Annotated in this window: 15 protein-coding genes; 5 read left to right on the top strand and 10 right to left on the bottom strand. The window is 61.9% G+C overall.

What is annotated here, in order from left to right; all coding sequences use genetic code 11:
* Positions 1 to 15: 15 nt before the first annotated feature.
* Positions 16 to 522 carry a helix-turn-helix domain-containing protein gene (locus CDV44_RS07615; RefSeq protein WP_087687489.1) on the bottom strand — a complete coding sequence of 169 codons (507 nt, stop codon included), beginning with the start codon at positions 520 to 522 and terminating at the stop codon, positions 16 to 18.
* 189 nt (positions 523 to 711) lie between these two features.
* Between CDV44_RS07615 and CDV44_RS07610 the strand changes: the two genes are divergently transcribed.
* Positions 712 to 1,806 carry an NmrA family NAD(P)-binding protein gene (locus tag CDV44_RS07610; RefSeq protein WP_087687488.1) on the top strand — a complete coding sequence of 365 codons (1,095 nt, stop codon included), beginning with the start codon at positions 712 to 714 and terminating at the stop codon, positions 1,804 to 1,806.
* Positions 1,807 to 1,844: 38 nt separating this feature from the next.
* Here the strand turns inward: CDV44_RS07610 and CDV44_RS07605 are convergent, their stop codons facing one another.
* The 5 genes from CDV44_RS07605 to CDV44_RS07585 form a co-directional block, all read right to left on the bottom strand.
* The gene (locus CDV44_RS07605; protein ID WP_371328746.1) at positions 1,845 to 2,981 is read right to left on the bottom strand and encodes a porin; all 1,137 of its coding nucleotides are present in this window, start codon (positions 2,979 to 2,981) and stop codon (positions 1,845 to 1,847) included.
* Between the two features lie 75 nt (positions 2,982 to 3,056).
* A complete protein-coding gene (locus tag CDV44_RS07600; RefSeq protein WP_087687486.1) occupies positions 3,057 to 4,052 on the bottom strand; it encodes a VOC family protein in 996 nt (331 codons plus the stop codon).
* Between the two features lie 67 nt (positions 4,053 to 4,119).
* Positions 4,120 to 4,983 (bottom strand): fumarylacetoacetate hydrolase family protein, encoded by an 864-nt coding sequence (locus CDV44_RS07595; RefSeq protein ID WP_087687485.1) that lies wholly within the window; start codon positions 4,981 to 4,983, stop codon positions 4,120 to 4,122.
* Between the two features lie 51 nt (positions 4,984 to 5,034).
* Complete coding sequence (locus tag CDV44_RS07590; RefSeq protein WP_087687949.1) at positions 5,035 to 6,426, bottom strand: aromatic acid/H+ symport family MFS transporter; 1,392 nt, start codon at positions 6,424 to 6,426, stop codon at positions 5,035 to 5,037.
* Positions 6,427 to 6,562: 136 nt separating this feature from the next.
* Positions 6,563 to 8,278: an FAD-dependent monooxygenase gene (locus tag CDV44_RS07585; protein ID WP_170935893.1), complete on the bottom strand. Its 1,716-nt coding sequence runs from the start codon at positions 8,276 to 8,278 to the stop codon at positions 6,563 to 6,565.
* A 179-nt stretch (positions 8,279 to 8,457) separates the two neighbouring features.
* Between CDV44_RS07585 and CDV44_RS07580 the strand changes: the two genes are divergently transcribed.
* Positions 8,458 to 9,366: a LysR family transcriptional regulator gene (locus CDV44_RS07580; RefSeq protein WP_087687483.1), complete on the top strand. Its 909-nt coding sequence runs from the start codon at positions 8,458 to 8,460 to the stop codon at positions 9,364 to 9,366.
* 349 nt (positions 9,367 to 9,715) lie between these two features.
* Positions 9,716 to 11,428, top strand: coding sequence for a malate dehydrogenase (quinone) (gene mqo, locus CDV44_RS07575; protein WP_087687482.1), 1,713 nt, complete (start codon positions 9,716 to 9,718; stop codon positions 11,426 to 11,428).
* A 107-nt stretch (positions 11,429 to 11,535) separates the two neighbouring features.
* On the opposite strand, the gene CDV44_RS07570 is transcribed toward mqo, so the two are convergent.
* Positions 11,536 to 12,429 carry a LysR family transcriptional regulator gene (locus CDV44_RS07570; protein ID WP_087687481.1) on the bottom strand — a complete coding sequence of 298 codons (894 nt, stop codon included), beginning with the start codon at positions 12,427 to 12,429 and terminating at the stop codon, positions 11,536 to 11,538.
* 141 nt (positions 12,430 to 12,570) lie between these two features.
* Here CDV44_RS07570 and CDV44_RS07565 point away from each other — a divergent pair, with 141 nt between their 5' ends.
* On the top strand, positions 12,571 to 14,091 hold the full coding sequence (locus CDV44_RS07565; RefSeq protein WP_371328740.1) for an MFS transporter: 1,521 nt from the start codon (positions 12,571 to 12,573) through the stop codon (positions 14,089 to 14,091).
* Between the two features lie 286 nt (positions 14,092 to 14,377).
* Positions 14,378 to 15,253: a lipid A biosynthesis lauroyl acyltransferase gene (locus tag CDV44_RS07560; protein WP_087687479.1), complete on the top strand. Its 876-nt coding sequence runs from the start codon at positions 14,378 to 14,380 to the stop codon at positions 15,251 to 15,253.
* Positions 15,254 to 15,400: 147 nt separating this feature from the next.
* Here the strand turns inward: CDV44_RS07560 and CDV44_RS07555 are convergent, their stop codons facing one another.
* From CDV44_RS07555 to CDV44_RS07545, 3 genes are all read right to left on the bottom strand, one after another.
* Complete coding sequence (locus CDV44_RS07555; RefSeq protein WP_087687478.1) at positions 15,401 to 16,450, bottom strand: AI-2E family transporter; 1,050 nt, start codon at positions 16,448 to 16,450, stop codon at positions 15,401 to 15,403.
* 186 nt (positions 16,451 to 16,636) lie between these two features.
* Positions 16,637 to 18,205, bottom strand: a complete 1,569-nt coding sequence (locus tag CDV44_RS07550) for a DUF1254 domain-containing protein (RefSeq protein WP_087687477.1) — start codon at positions 18,203 to 18,205, stop codon at positions 16,637 to 16,639.
* A gap of 213 nt (positions 18,206 to 18,418) precedes the next feature.
* Positions 18,419 to 20,671, bottom strand: a complete 2,253-nt coding sequence (locus CDV44_RS07545; RefSeq protein ID WP_212677085.1) for a TonB-dependent siderophore receptor — start codon at positions 20,669 to 20,671, stop codon at positions 18,419 to 18,421.
* Between the last annotated feature and the right edge of the window lie 265 nt (positions 20,672 to 20,936).

Genomic DNA, 20,936 nt, shown 5'->3' with positions numbered 1-20,936 from the left:
CGGCCGCCGCGCCGATCAGGTTTGATGGCGGTGTTGTTCGCCTTGGGACAACCGCCAGCGCACCAGATCGTCCGCGCCCGGTCCTTCCTTGACGGCCAGATCATCGGCGCTCACCGGCTCGCCCGTCGCCTGATCGATAAACGTCCACCGGACCTCGGCCCCGGTGTTTCGGTTCACGAACGTCATCGGCGGGGCCGAGGCACCAGACATCTCCAACTTGTCGCCGATCTGAGCGAGCACCGGCAGTAACGCAGCAACCGCTTTGCCGCTGGGCGTCAGCAGATATTCGAATCGCTCGGGGTTCAGCTGATAGCGCCTGCGCTCGACGAGGCCGTTAGTCTCCAGATGCTTGAGACGGTCGCTGAGCGTCGCATTGGTGATGCCGGACGACTGGCGTAGCTCGTCATATCGCCTGAGCCCCACGACGAGATCGCGCAGAATCAGCACGCCCCATCGATCGCCGAGCGCCGCCATGACACCAGCGATCGAACACACCATGCCGTCGAAACCTTTTGAGCGCATGCGCAGTTTTCCCTGAGTAGGCCGACCGTCGTCAGTCAGCGGGTCTCATTATAAGAGTCACGTTCGCTTCGCGTCATCGAAAGTACTTGCCGTGCGAATTAGTCACTCTTATTATAAGAGCAACAAATTCACCCGAAGACGCGTCTTTTGGTCCGGGGGTGTCCCGTCCAGCTACGTAAGGAAACACGCATGTCCTCCCATTCCATCTCCCGGATCTTCGTCGTCGGCGGCACTGGCGCGCAGGGTTTGCCCGTCATCAACGCGCTCGTGGCCGACGGCAAGTACGCCGTGCGCGCGCTAAGCCGCGACCCCGAGTCCCGGCGGGCCAAGGCATTGCTCGCGCTCGGCAACGTATCCATCCTGAAAGGCACGTTTGCCGACGAAGCCGTGCTGCGAGAAGGCTTCCGGGGCTGCGATGGGGCCTACATCAATCTCGACGGCTTCAACACTGGCGAAAAGACAGAGATGTATTGGGCCATCCGGGCCTACGAAATCGCACTGGAGGAGGGCGTCAGGTTCTTCGTGTACGGCAACCTCGACTACGCATTGAAGAAGGCGGGCTACGACTCGCGCTTCCGCGTCGGCCACTATGACGGCAAAGGGCGTATCGGCGAGTGGATCCTGTTCCAAAACCAGACCAACCGTGAGCGTATGGGCGCGGCGGTGTTCACGACCGGGCCGTATATGGAGATGGCCATTTCAGCCATGACGCCGATGATGCCGTTCGTGGAAGACGGTGTGCTGACGTGGCGCGTGCCACTCGGCAACGGCGCCGTGCCGCACGTTGCCTTGGCCGATTGCGGCTACTACGCGCGTTGGCTGTTCGACAATGCCGAGTGTGCGAACGGGATGAACCTTGAAGTCGCGATCGAGCCGGTTGGGTACCACCAACTCGCCGAGGCGTTCGAGCGAGTGACGGGGCATCCGGCGCGTTACATCGACACGGATCTGGACACCTACTGGAACGGCCCGCTCAAGACCGCCGCACTCCGTCCCGCCGGCTACAACGCCGATCCGAACGACAACAGCACGATGAGCTTCCGGGACAACTTCACTGGCTTCTGGAATGTCTGGAAACACAACGTCATCCAGCGTGACTACGCATTGCTCGACGACATTCATCCGAACCGCATCCGCACGGTTGAACAGTGGTTGCGGCATGAGGACGAGCGCGGCCGGCAGCAAGGACTCGGGAGCCTCTGGGAACGGGTGCAACCGGAGACGATGTTCAAGTCGCCGCCGCTCCTGAAGTTGCTCGAAGACGGCGGAAAGGGCGCGCTGTGATACCCAGAGTGCGCGCCCGTCCGATTTAACCAGCGACGTCAGAACGTATGACGCACCCCGGCCATCACCCCTAGCTGGTTCACCCCCGCGTTCGGCGAAGCCCCCGCGCCACCTTGGCTGAGGGTGTACGCCGCACGCGCACTGTTGAACAGATAGCCGGTTTGCAGGTACACCGCCGAGCGGCGGGAGAGCAGCCACGTGCCACGCAATGCGGCAATGGTCCCGCGGGTATCGTGTTGCGCATTCACGATGCGATACACGCCGCCGTCGATCACATACTGCGGTGCCAATGTGTACGACGCCGTCAGATAGAACATGTCCGAGTTGACGCCGGGCAGCCCGGCTGCGTCGGTACTCACGCGCCGCCCGAGCCACCCGCCGCCGACTTTCCAGCTGCCGCCTTTGACATAGCCGTTGACCTGAATGCGCGTGTCGGTCGCGCCACTGCCTGCGATAGCGACAGGGGCCACGCCGTCGAAGAAGTTTGCCGCTGCGCCCGGGCCGCCGCGCTGTTGATCGTAGGCAGTGGCAACGCCGAACGACGCCGTGTCGTAGCGCAGCATGGCCGACCATTGGCGGCAAGCCGGTGAACCGTTCGCCCCCGTGCCGTTCCCCGCGCAGGTGCCTTGCCCCGGCGAGTTGCCCGTGCCACCGTTGTCGCGCCCGAACGACCATGTCGCGCCGAACGTCAGGCCCTGCCACGTCTGTTTGTAGGCAACGGTGTTATCGCTGCGGGCATTCGGGATATACGCGTCGAACGACCCCAGTCCGCCGTAGATGTCCGGCCCGAGAATATCCGCGTCGGACAGCGCCCAGAACGTCATCGAATACTGGCGCCCGAAGCTCAGCGTTCCCCAGTCGTTCTGCAACCCGACCCACGACTGGCGGCCGAACAGCCGTCCGCCCTGATTCACATCGCCAGCGCGCACATTGAACCCGTTCTCAAGCGTGAACAATGCATGCAGGCCGCCGCCGAGATCCTCGTTACCGCGAATGCCCCAGCGTGAGGGCATCGTCCCTGTGATGCCGGGTACGCGCCAGAGGCTATCGCCCGTCGGTCCGGCGTGCGTGACGAATTCGATGCCCGTGTCGAGCACGCCATATAGCTGGATGTTGCTCTGTGCGAATGCCGGACTCGCGTTCAAACAGGCGAGCGCCGTCGCCGTTACGCCCATCAGGCGCACCGTTGCTGCTTTCATTGCTGTCTCCTCAGTCGATGCCAGTGTGTCTGGTCTGTTGTGCCGACGCGCTCAGGCGCGAGGGATATCTATAGGTGTGTCGGCAGGGGTATCCGTATTGCGAATGAAATCGGCGGGCACTTCAGGGCCCCACAGGTACAGCGAGTCTTCGGGGTCGAAGTCACCGGCGGGCCATGTCTGGTCCTTCGCGACGTAGTCGATGTCGGCCGAGTACTCGCTGAACGATCCCCACGGGTCCTGCACGTAGTGGAAGTAGTTCGAGCCGAGCACATGCCGTCCTGTGCCCCAGCCGTGGCGGTAGCCCGCCGCCGCCATCTGCGCAGCGCCATTGCCGACTTCGTCCAGGCTCGCAACGTCCCATGAGCAGTGGTGCCAGCCGCGCGCATGGCTCTTCGCGAAGGCCACCAGATGGTGGTCGCAGCCGTGCGGCGCATGTGTGAAGGCGATGAGATCCTGCGAGCGGTCCGACAACCGTAGCCCGAGTGCGTTGCTGTAGAACGCCAGCGAGCCCAGAACGTCAGGCGTAAAGAGCAGCACATGCGACAGGCGGCGTGGCCGTACCTGCACCACGTCGTGCCGGCAATGCGTGCCTCGCGCACCGTTGGCGGTGGAATTCAGCGTGAACGACGGTTTCGCGTCGGGCGATGTCTTCACGCCGGCGCGCACGCCGATCAGGTTGCCGTCGGGGTCGTGGAACCAGAAACCGGCGTCGGGCGGACTGACGCCGGTGTTCTTGAGCGACGCCGGTGCGTCCGCAGGCGTTGCCCCCGCTCGCACTACCTGTGCACGCAGCGCGTCGAAATCCTGCGCAAAGCAGTTGAATTGCAGATAGGCAAGCGACTTGCCGTCCGCCGGCAGCACGCGCGCCCAGCGATGGCCGTCCGCCGCACGGAGGTCGAGTGCTTGACCGGACGCGGCGGCTTCGCTCACTTCCAGACCGAATGCTGTGAAGAAATGCTGCGCTTGTGCCAGCGACGGCACGTTGAGTGCAAAGTGATCGATCGAATGCACGGCGCACGGCGCGCCGGGCAATGGCGATGCAGTCATGACGTCCTCCGGGCAAAGACCTGCCGGCATCGCACGCGGTTCGCGCGATGCCGGCAGCAGGTAAGCATCAGGCGCGCGACTTGCGCAGCGTCACTTCGTCGGCAATCGCGTTGCGCAACAGGCCCACGCGCTCGATTTCGACTTCGCATACGTCGCCTTCGCGCATCAGCAGCTTCGGCGTGCGTGCCCAGCCAATGCCCGACGGCGTACCGGCCACGATCACGTCGCCCGGCTCCAGCGTGATGGCCTGACTGATGACCTCGATCAACGTGGCAACGTCGAACACCATGTCGTCGGTGCTGGCCGACTGCACGACTTCGCCGTTCAGACGCGTCTGCAACAGCAAGCCACGTGCGCCTGCCGGCAATTCGTCGGCCGTCACCAGATCGGGGCCGAACGCGCCGGTGGCGTCGAAGTTCTTGCCCATGGTCCATTGGGGCGTCTTGAACTGGTATTCGCGAATGGACCCGTCGTTGAACACCGAGTAGCCCGCGACGTGATCCAGCGCGTCTTCGTGACGGATATGGCGGCCGCCGCGACCGATCACCACGGCCAACTCGCCTTCATAGTCGACGCCTTCGCTGTCGGGCACATCCGGCCGGACGATCGGCGCGTCGTGCGCGACGAGGCTCGTATTCACACGAGTAAAGAGCGTCGGATAGTCCGGCTGGGCGTATTGGCTCTCAGCCGAGTGGTCGCGGTAGTTCAAGCCGACGCAAAGGATCTTCGGCGGGCGGCGCAACGGTGCCAGCAAACGCACGGTGTCGGCGCTGACGTGACGCGAGGACGGATTGGCCTTGGCAAATGCGACGAGATCGACGCCATCGGCAAGCAGGTCTTCGAGGGCATATTCGCCGAGCACGCGGATGCTCTCGGCATCGCGCACACCGAGGCAGGACTTGCCGTCGAGTTCAAAGCTGACAAAACGCATGGTGACTCCAGAGGAAGAAAGATTGAATGTGAGGAGCAGCGGTGACCGCCGTTACGCGGACGCCATCTGACGGCGGTAGCGCAGACCGTTGGCGATCATGGCAATGCCGGCGATCACGGCCGGCACCGCGAACACGACGAACGACACCTGCACGGACGACAGGGCGGCGAGCAGCAAACCACCGGTCATCGACCCGATGATCGAACCGACACGCCCGACGCCAAGCGCCCAGCTCACGCCCGTGGCACGCGCCCCGGTGGTGTAGAAGCCCGCGACGAGCACGTTGGCGCCGGTCTGCGCCCCCGACAAACCGAACCCGGCGAAGAACACGGTGACGAAAACCAGCGTCGTCGAATGCAGCGACGTGCCGATGAGCGCAATGGAGACGGCGGCGACGACATAAGAGAACGCGAGCACGACAAACGGATTGAACCGGTCCATCAGACGCGCATTGAGCAACGACCCGAGCGTGCCGCCGATCGGCAGCATTGCGCCCACTTGCGCCGCATGTGCCACGCCGATTCCGCTTTCGGTAAGTACCGTCGGCAGCCAACTGCTGATCTGGTAGTAGACCCACAGCGTGCAAAAGAACGCCAGCCACAGCAGCAGCGTGCCGGTGCGGTAGTGGGCATTGAAGAGGGTTGCCACCGGGCGCTCTGCGACGGCGTTCGTGCCGTGCGCGCCATTCGCCCCTTCGGCCTGCTGGCGTTCCGCCATGGCTTCCGCCGCAAAAGACGCCGCGCCACGTTCACCCAGACGGGCGAGCGTGCGTTGCATCTGCTTTGCGAAAGCCGGTTTGCCCGCCATAAAGCGCAGCGACTCGGGCAATTGCCACGCGACGACCGGCACCAGAACGAGCGGTGCCAGCCCGCCGAAGATGAAAACGCCTTGCCAGCCGAAGTGCGGAATCAGCCACGCCGCGACATAGCCGCCGCAGGCGAGTCCGAGCGTAAAGCCGCAGAACATCAGCGTGACGAGCCATGCGCGGTTGTGCGCCGGGCTGTATTCCGACGACAGCGTGATGGCGTTGGGCATGGCGCCGCCCAGTCCCGCGCCGGTCAGGAACCGAAGAAAGACGAGCCAGCCGACGGAGGGCGACCACGCGCACGCGAGGCTGCCGATACCGAACAGAAACATCGAGATCAGGATGACGCGCTTGCGGCCGATGCGGTCGGCAAGCGGGCCGAAGAGAAAGCTGCCAATGGTCAGGCCGAACAGGCCCGCCCCGAAGACCGGCCCAAGCTCTGCGGGGCTCAGCGACCATTGATGTTTGAGCAGCGGCGCGACATAGCCGACGCTGGCCACGTCGAAACCATCGGCCGCGACGATCAGAAAGCAGAGGAAAAGTGTGAGCCGTTGCAGTGCCGTCATGCGCTCGCGCGTCTGGCCGCGCACCGCCGTGTCGGCACGCGTGGACGCTTGCGACGTCGAATCTACGTACATCGTTGTCTCCTGAAGGTAGCCGGCAATGACGCCACCGGTCTGCGACTGCCAGCGTCTGTTATTCAAGCGCGTGGCCGGCATGTCGCAACTGAAAAGCGATTAATGGAAGTGAGGCGGGGTTCCTATCGTTGGTCGGTCAGGACTGCAAAATCGAATCCGGGGCGGCTTGTGCGGTGGCGCCAACCGCATCGCGTGGGTCCAGTGCCAGACTGCGGCGAGCCGCGCTCACGAAGGCGTCGTCGAGGGCATCGCCGCGCCACGCGACATGAAGGTCGGGGCGGATCAACACGTAGTTGCGTTCGTAAAGTCGCTTGAGCATCGCGGCGTCGGCGGACGTCGGTACGACAACGGCAATCTCGCCGAGCACGTCTCGGGCGGCTTCTACCGCGCTGGCATCCGGTGTCTGACCATCCGCGCAAAGCAGCGTGAACTGCTGTCCCATCGCGTCATACAGAGAACTGCCGTCGGCGAGCCACGCGTGTGGGGCGCGATGCCCGGCGCGCGCGCATGGCACGTAGAGATTGGCGTTGTCGGCGGGCGGGCTGCCGGGTTCTGCCGTCAGGAGCGGCGATGTTTCGTATCGTGTGCCCAGATGGACACCGGGAATCACAAACTCGTGGCGCGCGTGAAACGCGAGGTATTCACCGACCGCGCGCCTTGCCGCGTCGCCTGCCGGGCCTTGTTCGTAGGCTTCGCGGGGCAGGGCGACGTAGCCGATGCTGTCGGCGAAATTGCGTGCGAATGCGGTGTTGCGCTCGCCGGCCGGGCGTCGTTCGGCGTCGTAGCTCTGAGCGAGTGCTTCACCGGCACTTCCGCGCACCAGTGCGACGAGCTTCCACGCCAGATTGGCCGCGTCGTCGATGCCGGTGTTGTAGCCCAGCCCGCCGGTCGGCGTGAACAAGTGCGCCGCGTCACCGCAGAGAAACACGCGGCCGACGGCCAGGCGCTCCGCCACGAGGGCGTGTCCGGCCGTCCACGCGGACGAACTCTTCACTTCGAACGCAATATCGGCACCGAGCGCCTGCGCGATGCGTGAGCGCACGACATCCACCGACGGCGTTTCATCGTCGTGGAGTTGCACGTTCATGATGAAGTGCCCCCGGCCGTCTACGGCCACGATCAAGGCACGCTGCGTGGGGCCAAAGGTCCAGTATTGCCACGCCGGTGCCTTGCCGCTCGCTTCGACGAGCGTTGGCGCGTAGAAATACACGGCCTCCATCTGACCGCCCATGAACGATCGCTTCTCACTGGCCACGCCGCCGTAGCGAAGCCCCAGCGAGCGCCGCACGAAACTGCGCGGGCCGTCGCAACCGACGACGTAGCGGGCGCGTACGCGACGCACCTGTGCCGGGCGATCCGCCGTGTGAGCCAGCGTGACGACCGCGGTTACGCCCTCGGCATCTTGCGCAAGGTCGGTGACTGTGGCGTCGAAGTGGACGTTACACGTCGATTGGCGACGGGCAGCGTCGAGCAGCACCGGTTCTATATAGAGCTGCGAGCAACGATGCGGCGGCTCCGGCGTGGGCCACGTGAAGCTGTGCGCCTTGGCATAGGCCACGGCATCGCGCGACGCCGGTTGCGAAAGCCGTGCCAGTTCGTGTCCGGAAATGGCCGTGAAGTAAGCCACGTCGGGGGACTGGTCCGGGGGGAGCCCCAACTGGCGAATATGGGCCGAGACGCCGATGCGCCGGAAGTGCTCCATCGTGCGCGCGCTGTTGGCATTCGCGGCCGGGTGCTGGCTGGTACCGGGTTTCGTGTCGAAGACTTCGACTCGCAGGCCTTGTTGCCCGAGCGACGCCGCTAAAAACAAACCCACGGGGCCAGCGCCCACGATCAATACATCGCAATCCATCGCCATCGTCTCCTGATGCTCATCTTTGTCACGTCTGTCGCGACGTGTTGATGCAAAGGTACGCGGCCACGATGTATAAATCTATAAAATGAAAATCATAGAGATTATGAATTCAATGCATATTGCAGTGATGGCATAGTGGCGGCATCACGGCGCGCAGACGCCATCAGGAGACACGAGTGGAATACCCCGATCTGAACTTTCTCTATGTCGTCGAGGCGTTGATGGCGGAGCGCAGCGTGTCACGTGCGGCGCAGCGCCTCGGGCTGACACAACCGGCGGTGAGCCACGCGCTAGGACGGCTGCGCACGCGATTCGGCGACGATCTGTTCGTGCGGGCGGGCGCCGTCATGGCACCGACGCCGACCGGCGAGCGCGTGGCGGATGGCGTCTCCCGCGCATTGGCGTTGATCCGGCAGGACGTGTTGGGCGCCCGCGCGTTCGAGCCGACGGACACGCGCCGCACGTTCTCGGTCTGTCTGAGCGACATGGGCATGATTGTCCTGCTGCCGAGGCTGCTCGCGGCACTGGCCGAACATGCCCCGATGGCGACGCTGCGCCCGATTCAGGTGCCCGCCGCCGAACTCGGTGCGGCCTTGCAGGACGGCGAACTGGATCTGGCGATCGGCTATCTCGACCGGATGGGCGAGCATCTGCATCAACAACGCCTGTTCACGCGGTCGCTGGTGGGTATTCGTCGCGCCGGAGAAAGCAAGCGGGGCAAAGCGGGGAAGGTAGCGGCCATGGACGCCGAGACGTTCATGAATACGCGGCACGTGGTGGCGGCCACGCTGGCAATGACCAACGAACTCCTCGCCAAGGAACTGCACAAGCGCGGCACCCGGTTGAACGTGGGGGTCGAAGTGCCTTACCTGCTGGCGGTACCCAGTCTGGTCGCGAATTCGGACTTCATCGCCGTAATTCCGAACGAGCTGGCCGACCTGTTCGGCAAGATGGCCCACGTCGATGCGTTCGAATTGCCGATTGCCCTGCCGGACCTCACCGTGCGGCAGTTCTGGCATCCCCGGTTTCACAACGACGCGGCGCACCGCTGGTTCCGCAAGCTCGTGGCGGATGCCTTGCGCTGATCGCAATACGGCACGAATACACCACGATTTCGCTGCGAATCCGCCTCGAATACGCCTCGATTCCGCCGCGATATGCGTAGTCTGACTTTGTGACCTCCCAATAAACGTGTCGATATGCCCATTCTCATCCTGCGGCTTCCAAGCGCTCGACCGTGGGACTGCGTTACAATCCGGGCCTCGCGTCACTCGGCAACCGGCATCGCATCTGAGCCGCCGACCCTAAGACGTCTGCCAGTGTGGTATAGGCAGGCGCCCATGAGAGAAGAACGCATGTGAGAGGAGACCGCTTGTCCCCGGGACTGTTTGATCCGGCGACTCCACACGGTTTTTTTGAAGGTGATTGATTCTCATGGATAAAACGGACAACAAGACGACGCCTGGTGGCGGCCGCAAGCCATTCTCCCGACGCAAGTTCATTGCCGCCGCCGTAGGGGCCGCGGCCGTCTGGGGTGGGTACTCGTACCTGTTTGGTAGTCAGTATCGTGCCGCCAAGGCAGATCGCAAGGTTGACGTGCTGCTCATCGGCGGCGGCATCATGAGCGCAACGCTGGGTGTTTATCTGTCCGAATTGGAACCGAACTGGACCTTCGAGGTGTTCGAACGTCTGGACAAGGTCGCGGAAGAAAGCTCGAACGGCTGGAACAACGCCGGCACTGGTCACTCGGCGCTGTGTGAGCTGAACTACACCCCGATGGACGACAAGGGCAATGTTCATATCACCCAGGCCATCGGCATCAACGAGAATTTCCAGATTTCGCGCCAGTTCTGGTCGCATCAAGTGCGCAAGGGCGTGCTTGGCAATCCGCGTGAGTTCATCAACTCGACGCCGCACATGAATCTTGTCTTCGGACAGGAGAATCGTGAATTCATCCGCAAGCGCGTTGAGGCATTGAAGGCATCGCCGCTGTTTGCCGGGATGGAAATGACGACCGACCCGGCGAAGATCGCCGAGTGGATTCCGATCATGATGGAAGGCCGCAAGCCGGACGAAGTGGTGACCGCCACGCGCTCGCCGCTCGGGACCGACGTGAATCTGGGCGAGATCACGCGCCAGTTCTACAAGCATCTCAGCGGTAACTCGGTCAAGGTGACGACCGGGTATGAAGTGCGCTCGATCACGCGTAACGAAGATGGTTCGTGGCGTGTGTCCGCCTTCGACGTCAACGACAGCTCGAAGATCCAGACGGTCGATGCGAAGTATCTGTTTATCGGTGCGGGCGGCGCTGCTTTGCCGCTGCTGCAACTGTCGGGCATTCCGGAAGGCAAGCAATACGGCGGTTTCCCGGTTGGTGGCGAGTTCCTGGTGACGGACAAGCCCGAGATTGCCTCGCGCCATCTGGCAAAGGTCTACGGTCTCGCGGATACCGGTTCGCCCCCCATGTCGGTGCCCCATCTGGATACCCGCGTGCTCGACGGCAAGAAGGTCATCCTGTTCGGACCGTTTGCGACGTGGTCGAGCAAGTTCCTCAAGAACGGCTCGTACTTCGATCTGGCCAAGGCAACGACGCCTTCCAACGTGATTCCGCAGTTGCAGGTCGGCGCCCATGAATTTGCGCTGGTGAAGTATCTGGCGCAGCAGTTGGCGTTGTCGCAATCGCAAAAGATGGATGCGCTGCGTCACTACATGCCTGAGGCCAAGGACGCAGACTGGCGTTTGTGGGAAGCCGGTCAGCGCGTGCAGATCATCAAGAACGATCCGGTGAAGGGCGGCATTCTGAAGCTCGGCACGGAAGTCGTGGTGTCGGGAGATCGCTCGGCATCGGCGCTGTTGGGCGCGTCGCCGGGTGGCTCGACCTCGCCGGCGATCATGCTCTCGCTGCTGGAACGTGTGTTCCCCGAGCAGATGAAAACGCCCGCGTGGCAGCAAAAGATTCGTGAGATCGTGCCGAGCTACGGCAAGAAGCTCAACGAAAATCCGGAGTTGCTGGCGAAGGAATGGGCAAGCACGGCCGAAACGCTGCAACTCGCCATCGCGTCGCCGAGTCTGGATGGGTTCGTCCCGAACACTGCGCCGGTCGCGAATCCGGGCGTGATCAAGAAAGTGCCGGATATGGCGCTGTAAGTTTTGACGCGGCGCCTGCGCAGGGCGCCAGCAGTGGTGATTGAAACAAGGGTTACGAGTTTTCTCGTAACCCTTTGTCGTTTACGTCCTTCTTTTATGGAGTGACATCACGGTGTTGCGCACACCTCGCGCACCAGCGCTCGCAGCCAGATGTGTGCCGGGTCTGCGTCCATGCGTGGGTGCCACAGCATCGAGACCGTCAACACCGGTGTCGCGACCGGCAATGTGAAGGTGTGCATATCGGCACGAAGGCTGCGAGTGTGCCGCTCGGGCACGCCCGCAATCAGATCGGATGCGCGCGCGATCGCCAGCGCGGTAGAAAAGCCACCAACGATAGCAGCCACGCGCCGGTGCAGTTGCATGGCGTCCAGTACGTCGTCGACCGGACCGCGATCGAGCCCGCGTCGCGACACCAAGACATGGTCACCGGCGGCGTAGCGTTCCGGCGTGAGTTTGCCCCGGGTCAGAGGATGGCCGAGGCGCACCACACCAACGAAGCGGTCACGAAACAACGCCTGTGTGCGCACTTCCGGCCCTGTGTCCTTGCCGATCACGCCCGTCTCGAGATCCACGATGCCGTCACGCAGCGCGTTGCTTTGCTTGTTGGGCTTTTGCACGAAGCGCAGTCGTACGCCGGGTGCCGTCTCCGCCGCGCGGGCGATCAATTGCGGCCCGAAGGTCTCGACGAAGCCCTCATTGCAGCGCAGGGTGAAACTGCGTTCCAGTGTTGCCAGGTCCACCTGTCGGGCCGGTCGCAGCACCGTCGTGGCGTCCTGAACGAGCTGGCTGACCTGATCGCGCAAGGCGAGCGCACGCGGGGTGGGCACCAGACCACGCCCGGCGCGCACCAGCAAAGGGTCGCCAGTGGTCTCGCGCAGGCGGGCCAGCGCCCGGCTCATCGCGGACGGACTGAGTTGTAACCGCCGTGCGGCACGCGCCACGTTGCCTTCGGCCAGCAAGACGTCGAGGGTATGCAGGAGATTGAAGTCAGGCTTTTGCATGATGGGGGCCGCACGAGGGGGCTCGTCATAGGAATGAGAGATGGCGTCTGATGCATTTATAAAGTGCAAATGCTGCGTCTTCCGCCACATATTAAGCGCCGATATGCTTTGTTGCATCGTCAATATGAACAGGCACCGGCTATGCAACCCAAGACAGTCATCGTCCCACCTTCGACGGCTTCGGCCGTTACACCCAATTCACCCGATACGCCCAATACGCCCAATACGCCCAATACGCCCAATACGCCAAGCGCTCCCGCTACGCCCGTCACCGCCAGCACGCGCATGGCGCTGGCGGCGTTATGCCTTTCGATGCTGATGTCGTCGCTGGATACCAGCATTGCCAATGTGAGCCTGCCGACGCTGGCTCAGGTCTTCGGCGCGAGCTTTCAGGCCGTGCAGTGGGTGGTGCTGGCCTATCTGCTGGCGATCACGTCGCTGATCGTCAGCGCCGGGCGTCTGGGGGATATGGTCGGTCGGCGCCGTTTGCTGTTGGGCGGCATCGGCTTGTTCACCGTAGCGTCGATCGGATGCGGCTTGGCGCCAAATCTGCCGTTGCTGATTGCGGCACGCGCGCTGCAAGGCGTGGGCGGCGCGGTCATGATGGCGCTGACCATGGCAATGGTGGGTGCCACCGTCCCCAAAGAGCGCACTGGAAGTGCCATGGGACTGTTGGGCACGATGTCTGCCGCCGGCACGTCGCTGGGGCCATCGTTGAGCGGCATCGTGATTGGTGCTATCGGCTGGCGGGCGATCTTCCTGATTCAGGTGCCGTTGGGGTTGCTGGCTTGGTGGCTGGCCTATCGCTATCTGGCTGAGGATGCACGCCGCACAACGCCGCGCCCGGGGTTTGACCACGCAGGCACGCTGGTGCTGGCGTTGACGTTGACGGCTTATGCCTTGGCGATGACGCTGGGACGTGGCCATTTTGGCGGGCTTAACGTGAGCTTGCTGATGGCGGCGCTGGCGGGTGCGATCTTGTTTGTGATGGTGCAGGGCAGGGCACGGGCGCCGCTGGTGCAATTGGCACTGCTGCGACAACCGCGACTCATTGCCAGCCTGATCATGAGTGCGGTGGTCGCATGCGTGATGATGACGACCTTCGTGGTCGGACCGTTTTATCTGTCTCACGGGTTGGGGCTGGCGGCAACGCTGGTGGGGCTGACGATGTCGGTGGGACCGTTGTCGTCGGCATTTTCGGGGGTACCGGCGGGACGTCTGGTGGACCGTTTCGGTGCGCAACGCATGACGATCGTGGGCCTGAGCGGCATGTCGTTGGGTGCGGGGTTGCTGGCGTGCATGCCGTTGCGTTTCGGGGTGCTGGGCTATCTGGCACCGCTGGTGCTGATGACGATCCATTACGCCACGTTTCAGGGGGCCAACAATACGGCGGTGATGCGCCAGACCGATCCGGCGCAGCGGGGTGTCGTCGCCGGCATGCTGAGCCTGTCACGCAACCTCGGACTGATTACCGGCGTCTCGGTAATGGGCGCGGTGTTCAGTGCCGCGAGCGGAAACGTGGCGCTGGAAATGGCTTCCGCACAATCCATCAGCGGCGGCATGCGCGTGACGTTTGCAGTGGCAGCGGTGATGTTGGTTGGTGGGTTGGTGATGGCGTTGAGGGTACGGGCGGCGGCGGGGCAGGCACTGCGCGGGGCGTGATGTTTCACAACGAGGGGCGTTGCAGGTTAGGCATTGAAAGGCCGCCACCGCTACCACGACTAGGAACAGTTGGCTAAGGACACTGGACTACCTGTTACACTGCGCCAGTTCGCGAGTCGCCTCAGCTCCAGTCATCTGCTCACTTGTTGACCATAGCTTGTGTTGTGCAACCCACGGTCAGTATCTCAAGCGAAAGCATTGCCACGATGTAAGGACAAGCCTAACGGCCGTCAGCGTGGCGCTTGAATTCGCCCTCCAACGTTGGCCCCCAGAGGGAAAACTCACCGTGAAACGCCTCAGCCTCGCGCTCATCGTGGCGTTGCTACGCGTATTGTCCGTACTGCCGTATCCGTTGGTCGCAAGGCTCGGGATGGTTGTCGGCACAGTCCTGTATGCACTCCCGAGCCGCCGCAAGCATATCGTCCTCGTCAATCTGCGTCTTTGCTTCCCCGACAAGACCAGCGCCGAACATCAGACGCTCGCCAGAACCCACTTCCGCCATGTCGTTCGCAGCTATCTCGAGCGCGGCATCCAGTGGTTCGGCAGCGCCAAGTCGATCCAGAATATCGTCCAGCTCGACAGCAAAATCGATCTCGACGACCCCGACGCGCCGCCCACGATCTTCATGGGGTTCCACTTTGTCGGCATCGAGGTCGGTTGCATGCTCTATTCGACGCACCTTCCCGTGGCATCGCTGTACACACGCATGTCGAGCAAAGGTCTGTGCGATCTGGCCAAGAAGCAACGCGGCCGATTCGGTGCAGAGATGATCGAGCGCGCCACCAGCGGCAAAAAGATTGTGGCGTTGCTGCGCTCCGGCAAACCCGTCATGATCGCCGCCGATATGGATCAAGGCATCGACAACTCCGTGTTCGTCCCTTTCTTCGGCGTTCCGGCCTGCACACTCACGGCCGTTTCGCGTCTTGCGAAACTGGGGCGTGCGCGGGTGGTGCCGTTCGTGACCGAGGTGCTCCCGGATTATCAAGGGTACAAGCTGACGATTTTCGAGCCGCTCGCCGACTTTCCGTCAGGAAGCGATGAGATCGACGCGCGTCGCATGAACGCCTTCCTTGAGGAACAAGTGGTCCGATTCCCCGAGCAGTATTACTGGGTGCACCGGCGCTTCAAGCATCGGCCGACAGGCATGGCGCCGGTCTATTGACGGCTCCGGAAGTGGGGGCAGTGAAGCGCCAGGCGGCGTGATGTCCTCGTTGAATCAGTAAGAAAAAAGCCACCTCGTCGAAGGTGGCTTTTTTTTATGTGCTTCAGAACTCGAGTCTGTTCAGCTCGCTACACGTTCACCACACGCTCACTTCTCGGGTGGTACAAGCGCCGCGTCGGGCGCGCCGTCGTGAGAGATAAGAATCGCCAACCATCGGCTGCTTTGAAACTGCGCGGCGATCACCATCACGAGTACCGTCAGCGGTGTCGAGAGAATGGCCCCGGGCACGCCCCAGACCAGCGTCCAGACGCCAAGCGCGAAAATCCCGACCAATGGGTCGGTGTTGGTGCTTTTCGCCTGAAGCTTGGGTTGCACAAGGTTGTGCGCAATCTGGAAGATGGCAAGCGTGACGACAAACACCGCGAGCGGCACCGAAATCGAGTCGCTATGGATCGCGGCAAACAGGGCGGGCACAACACTCGCCACAAACGGCCCGATGACAGGCATGAACGCCAGCAGGAATACCGTCACGGCCCAGAATGCCGTGTTGGGCAGTTCCGCGACACGGAAGACCAGCGCGGAGATCACCGCAATCGCCAGATTGATTGCCGTCTGCGAGATCAGGTAAGCCTGCACGCCATGCACGATCTTGTTGAGCACGATGCGCTGAGAATTCGCCCGGGCCTCGCTCGTCGTGATGCGCAGAATTTTCGGTTCAGTGTTTCGTGAGGCGCCAAGCAGCATGAACACGAGAAACATCAGCGTCAGAAACGCCATCGACACGGCGTCGCCCAGCCACGTCGCGATGGTGTGTTCAAACTTCGGCAGATCGATCAACCCGAGCACCGTCGCCAGATCGAACTTCCGCCCGAAACCCACGGTGGCCGTCCGAATGAGGCGATCGAGCTGCGCGGGAAGGTCAGCCGCTTGCTGGATCAGATCGCTGATGCCCTGAAGCGTGATGATGAAAATGCTATAGGCGCTGAAACCCACAATCGCTGCCGTCGCCACGAGGATCAGCCATTTCGGCGCGCGCGGGAGGAGGCGAACCACCACCAGAACGATGCCCGAAATGAGAATTCGCAGGAGGACGGCGAGGAAGAAAGGGATGAGTACCGGGCGAAGGAAATACAGGAGTGCCAGACCTGCGGCGACGCCCGTTGTCGTCTGTGCAACAGACCCAGGTGTTGAATTCATTGGTGGATGTTCTTAACGGTAAAGGCAGAAAACGCGCCTCAGATCGCGCGCCTTTCGTCCGCAAGAATATCAGGCAAATTTGTTTCCGGGGTTTCAGGGCGGTGGCGTCAACGCCACGGTGCTACGATGCCGCCGGGCCATGGCAGATCGGCGCGCGACCTGCCATGGCTCAGCCAACGCGCCGAGTTACTGCACTTCTTCGATTTCGCCTGGCTTCCACGTCTTGTCGAACCATGCGTCAAGCGGGCCATACAGTCGCAGGATCGTGAACCAGCCTTTGCCCGGCACGGTCTGCATCCAGTTGGCTTCCTTGCCCTTGGGCGCCACCGGCCCGAAGTACAGGTCGACGGACCCGTCAGCGTTGGTGATCAGCTTGTCACGCTTGTTGTTCTTGCTGGGGAACGGCTGCGAAGTCTGTAGCTCGGAGCGGGTCTGCGGATCATAAATAACCACCGACCAGAAGTCCTTTGCCGGCACGTTGGCGGGAATGCGCAACCGGTAATGCTTCGCACCGTCGAATGGCTTGCCCGTCGCGTCCGCGCTGGACAGGGCGTATTGCGACCCTTTGCCGACCAGTTTCGCGGCCATCGCCGGCGTATTGACCGTGGCGACATAGAAGAAGCCCGTGCGGGCATCGAGGTCGCGGCCCGGGGTGCCGTCACCGCCGAGCCAGCGGTAGTCATCGCCGATAAAGCCGACACGCCATTGGCTATTCGGATACAGATAGGCGCGCGGATCGCGATTTCGGAAGCTGATCGCCCGGGCAGTGGCGTTACCGACGGCGACGGCTTCGGTGAGCGTCTTCGTCATACGCTCATCCGGCGCGAATGCCTTGCCCTTGCGGATGCCGATCGAGGCGACCAGTCCACGCAGTTCGGGATCAATGAAACCGATGGGTTCCTTCTGGATGACGTGATCCAGTTCCTTGAAAAACTCGAAGTTGTTGGCGTGCACCGTATTGAACGCTTGCTTCGAGGAATTGATGAACTCCATCTTCGGCGGGTGCTTTGCCTTGCTGAGTGAATAGACCTTGAAGCCGTCGCGGAACATCTTCGACGCTACGTCAGGTTTGCCGTCGACGAGGAAACCGCGCAAGACCACGATGTTCACATAGGACGGCGAGCGTGCAATGTAGTACTCGCCGCCATCTTTCACATCCTTCGGTAACTTGCCCGTGTAGTCTGCGGGCACGATCAAGTACTTGCCGCCCTTGCCACGATCTGGTCCGGGCACGCCCATGTCGATGACGAAGCGGAAGAATGCATCGTTGACGGTTCCCGGACCACTGCCCGGCGGCACTTCGACCACAGTCGGGCCATCGGTCTCAAGGTCGAGCACGCCGAAGGCATAGACCGTGTCAGTGTTGGCGGTAAGCAGCAGCGGATTCGAATCGGCCAGTTGATCGTAGATGGTGGCCTGATGGCTCTTCGTCGCACCGAGCGCAACGCTTGAGCGGCGGATCGCTTCAATGCTCGCAGCGGGCATGAGGTTGAGGAACACCTCCACGCCGCGAAGGAAATCGAGGTTGTCGAAGGCCCGTTTGGCCGTGTCTTCCGTCGGCACGCCATCTACGAAGTTGAGCGTGCCGATTCGCGTCTGGACGGTGTCGGGCGTGAGGACATCCGGTGGGATATAGGTATTGAACCCCTTCGTAGCGGCGGCCCCATCCGGGGCCTTCTGCGCATGAGCGATCTGGACGCACAGCGCGCCGATCAGCGTGGCGGTGACGAGCCCGCGGGTGCCTTTGAAAACCATTCACTTCTCCATCTCTGATGCGAAAAATAGCCACAAAACGGTCTGTAGAACTGGCTGTGGCAGAGGTTCCCGGACTGTACTCCGGGACCTTTCGCGAGAGACGGGGATGACTGTGAAATGAGGCAAATTGGCGGTAAGAATGAGACGAAATCGAGGGGTGCTCGCGCGACTAACACCACGAGTATGTTTTTCAATCCCGCCTTGCTCCGTGCATTACAGCTTGTAGCTAAGTGTCACCATGAAATTGCGCGGCTCACCATATAGGGCCTGATTGTAGAAACCCGTCATGGCGTAGTACCGCCTGTCGAAGACGTTATTGACGTTCATCGATACTGTCGCGTGCTTCGTCAAATCGTATCGAGCCATCAACGATGCGGTGGCGTAAGCGCTCTGTCCCACTTCCACGGTTCCGTTGGGGCTGACGGCGGATTGATAGAAGCGGCTTTGCCAATTGAGCCCGCCGCCGATCGTGAGCCGAGCCCAAGCGCCGGACAAGCGGTAAGTGGTGAACAGCCGAGCGGTGGTGCGCGGAATCTGGCTGCTCATCCGGCTGCCATCGCCATTGGATGCCGTGAAGTGAGAAACCCCCGCGTACACATTCCATCCTTGCGCCACCTCGCCTTGCACATCGACATCCACGCCCTTCGATTGGGTGCCGCTGGCCGCGTAATAGGCTTGTGTCCCATCAGGCAGAAGCCGGCCGGCGTCGATTTGGGCGACGTTATCGAGCTTGGCTTGGAAGAGGGCAATCGAGGCATTGAGCCGGCCATCGAGGTATTCGCCCTTGAGGCCGACTTCCACATTCTTTCCGGTCGTGGGCGAAAGAATGCCGCCATTCCTGTCGCGATATGTCTGCGGGTTGAAGATCGCCGTGTAACTTGCATAGGCGGAGTACGTGTCGTTGAGGTCATAAACCAGCCCCACATAAGGGACGAACTTCGCGGCCGTCTTGTCATGGAATGAACTGGTCTCTGAATTCTGATCAACTTCGTAATTGCTGAATCGACCGCCTGCGATCAGCTTCGCCCGATCCGACAGCGAGAATCGTGCTGCACTGTAGAACCCGCTTTGCTTCACGCGAGTTCGGGTCAACGAATAAGACGCCGCGTTGAAATCGGGTTCCGGATAGTTGCCGTTCCAGTCATAGAAGTTGCCGATCGGCGTGCCGGGAAAGACAAAGCCCGTTTCGTGATCGTCCGAGTTAAGGTTTGACGCCATGGCCCCAATGACCAGTTCATGTTTTCGGCCGAAAAGCCGGAAGGGGCCAGTGGCCATCACATCGAAGTTATTTTGCCGGGTGTCGAGCAGCCCGGCGGCCGTCACGGGAATCAGCCCCTGACCGGTGAGCTTATCGGGATAGCCCAACACCGACAGCAGCCGGGAATCCGCATTCGCCCGCTTCTGACTGAATTCCGCCCGCAATTTCCAACCGTTGTCGAATCGCTGCTCAAGATTGGCAAAGGCGGTTTGCAGGGTGCTGTCCCACGTGCTCCAGTTCGCGGCCATGTTGGTGGAACGAGGCCAGTGCGTGGTCGACCCATCGCTGAAAAACAGCGGCTGACCGCCCCACGGCATTCCCTTGGGCACCGAGTGTGAATACTGATAACCGACGGAAAGGGTTGTGCTCGCAGTCAGGTCTGCGTCCACCACGCCATAGAGCGATTGGCGCTTCAATTTGTAGCGATCCAGAAACGAGTGCGAATTCTGATTCACTGCCACCACGCGAGCGCGGATGCGTCCGTCGACGGTCAATGGCGTCGATATATCGGCGGCCTCGCGGTAGTTATCCCACGAACCCGCGCTTATCGATGCCGAAGCGGCAAAGTCTTTCGTTGGTCGTTTGCGCACCAGATTGATAGATGCCGACGGGTTGCCGGTCCCGCTCAGTAATCCTGTCGCGCCCCGGACAATCTCGACCCGGTCGTAAAACGCAGCGTCCTGAATACCGTCTCCCGGAACGAAGGTATTGGGAAGTGCCGCCGTTGGCACACCGTCGTAATTGAAATTGGTGATTTCGAATCCGCGTGAATAGAACGACACACGCCCGCCGGCGCCATCGAGCGCGTAAGAGGAAATGCCCGTGCTGTTGTTGAGCACATCGGTGATGGCGGTCATCTGCTGATCCTCCATGCGCTGTTGGGTCACGACCGTCACCGATTGCGGTGTGTCACGCAACGACAGCGGCAAGCCGGTTGCCGCCGAGGTCTCGCCGGTGGTGTAGGAGAGGGTGCCTTCCGTCGTGGCTTCCGGCTTGGCGGCGCTGACCTCGACGGCAGGCAAGTTGACCGCCGCCGCGTCGGCGGGCGGCGCTTGTACAGCATCGTTGTCGCCGGCAGCGTGCAACGCCCACACTGGCAACGGTGCGGCGAGCGCGAGCGCCAAAGCAGCAGCCAGACGAGTGTTTTGCAGTGAATGGCGCGCGACGGGTTGCCCCGCACGCCGGTGGTGAATCAGAGAGTCGGTCATGGCAGATGTCGTTAATATGTCTCTAATGCAAACGACAATCATTCTCATATTCGAGTCAAAGCGGGTAAATGCCGCGCCATGCACTCCATGAATGCGCCAAACGCACCGGTTTCAAATTGGCGTTTTATGTTGTGATCTAATGGAGTCCGCAATATCTATGCTTTTGATGTTTCAGTACGTCATCGAATACCTCTCTGTGTAAATCCGGTGCCGCAAGGCGCCTATCAGAACGCCGGTGTTTCAACACTGGCTTTGACACCAGGAG

It is taken from the genome of Pandoraea sp. PE-S2R-1 (genome assembly GCF_002179865.1).
GTDB lineage: Bacteria > Pseudomonadota > Gammaproteobacteria > Burkholderiales > Burkholderiaceae > Pandoraea.
Note: the sequence above shows the minus strand (reverse complement) of the source record. Positions and strands in the feature narration are given on the sequence as shown.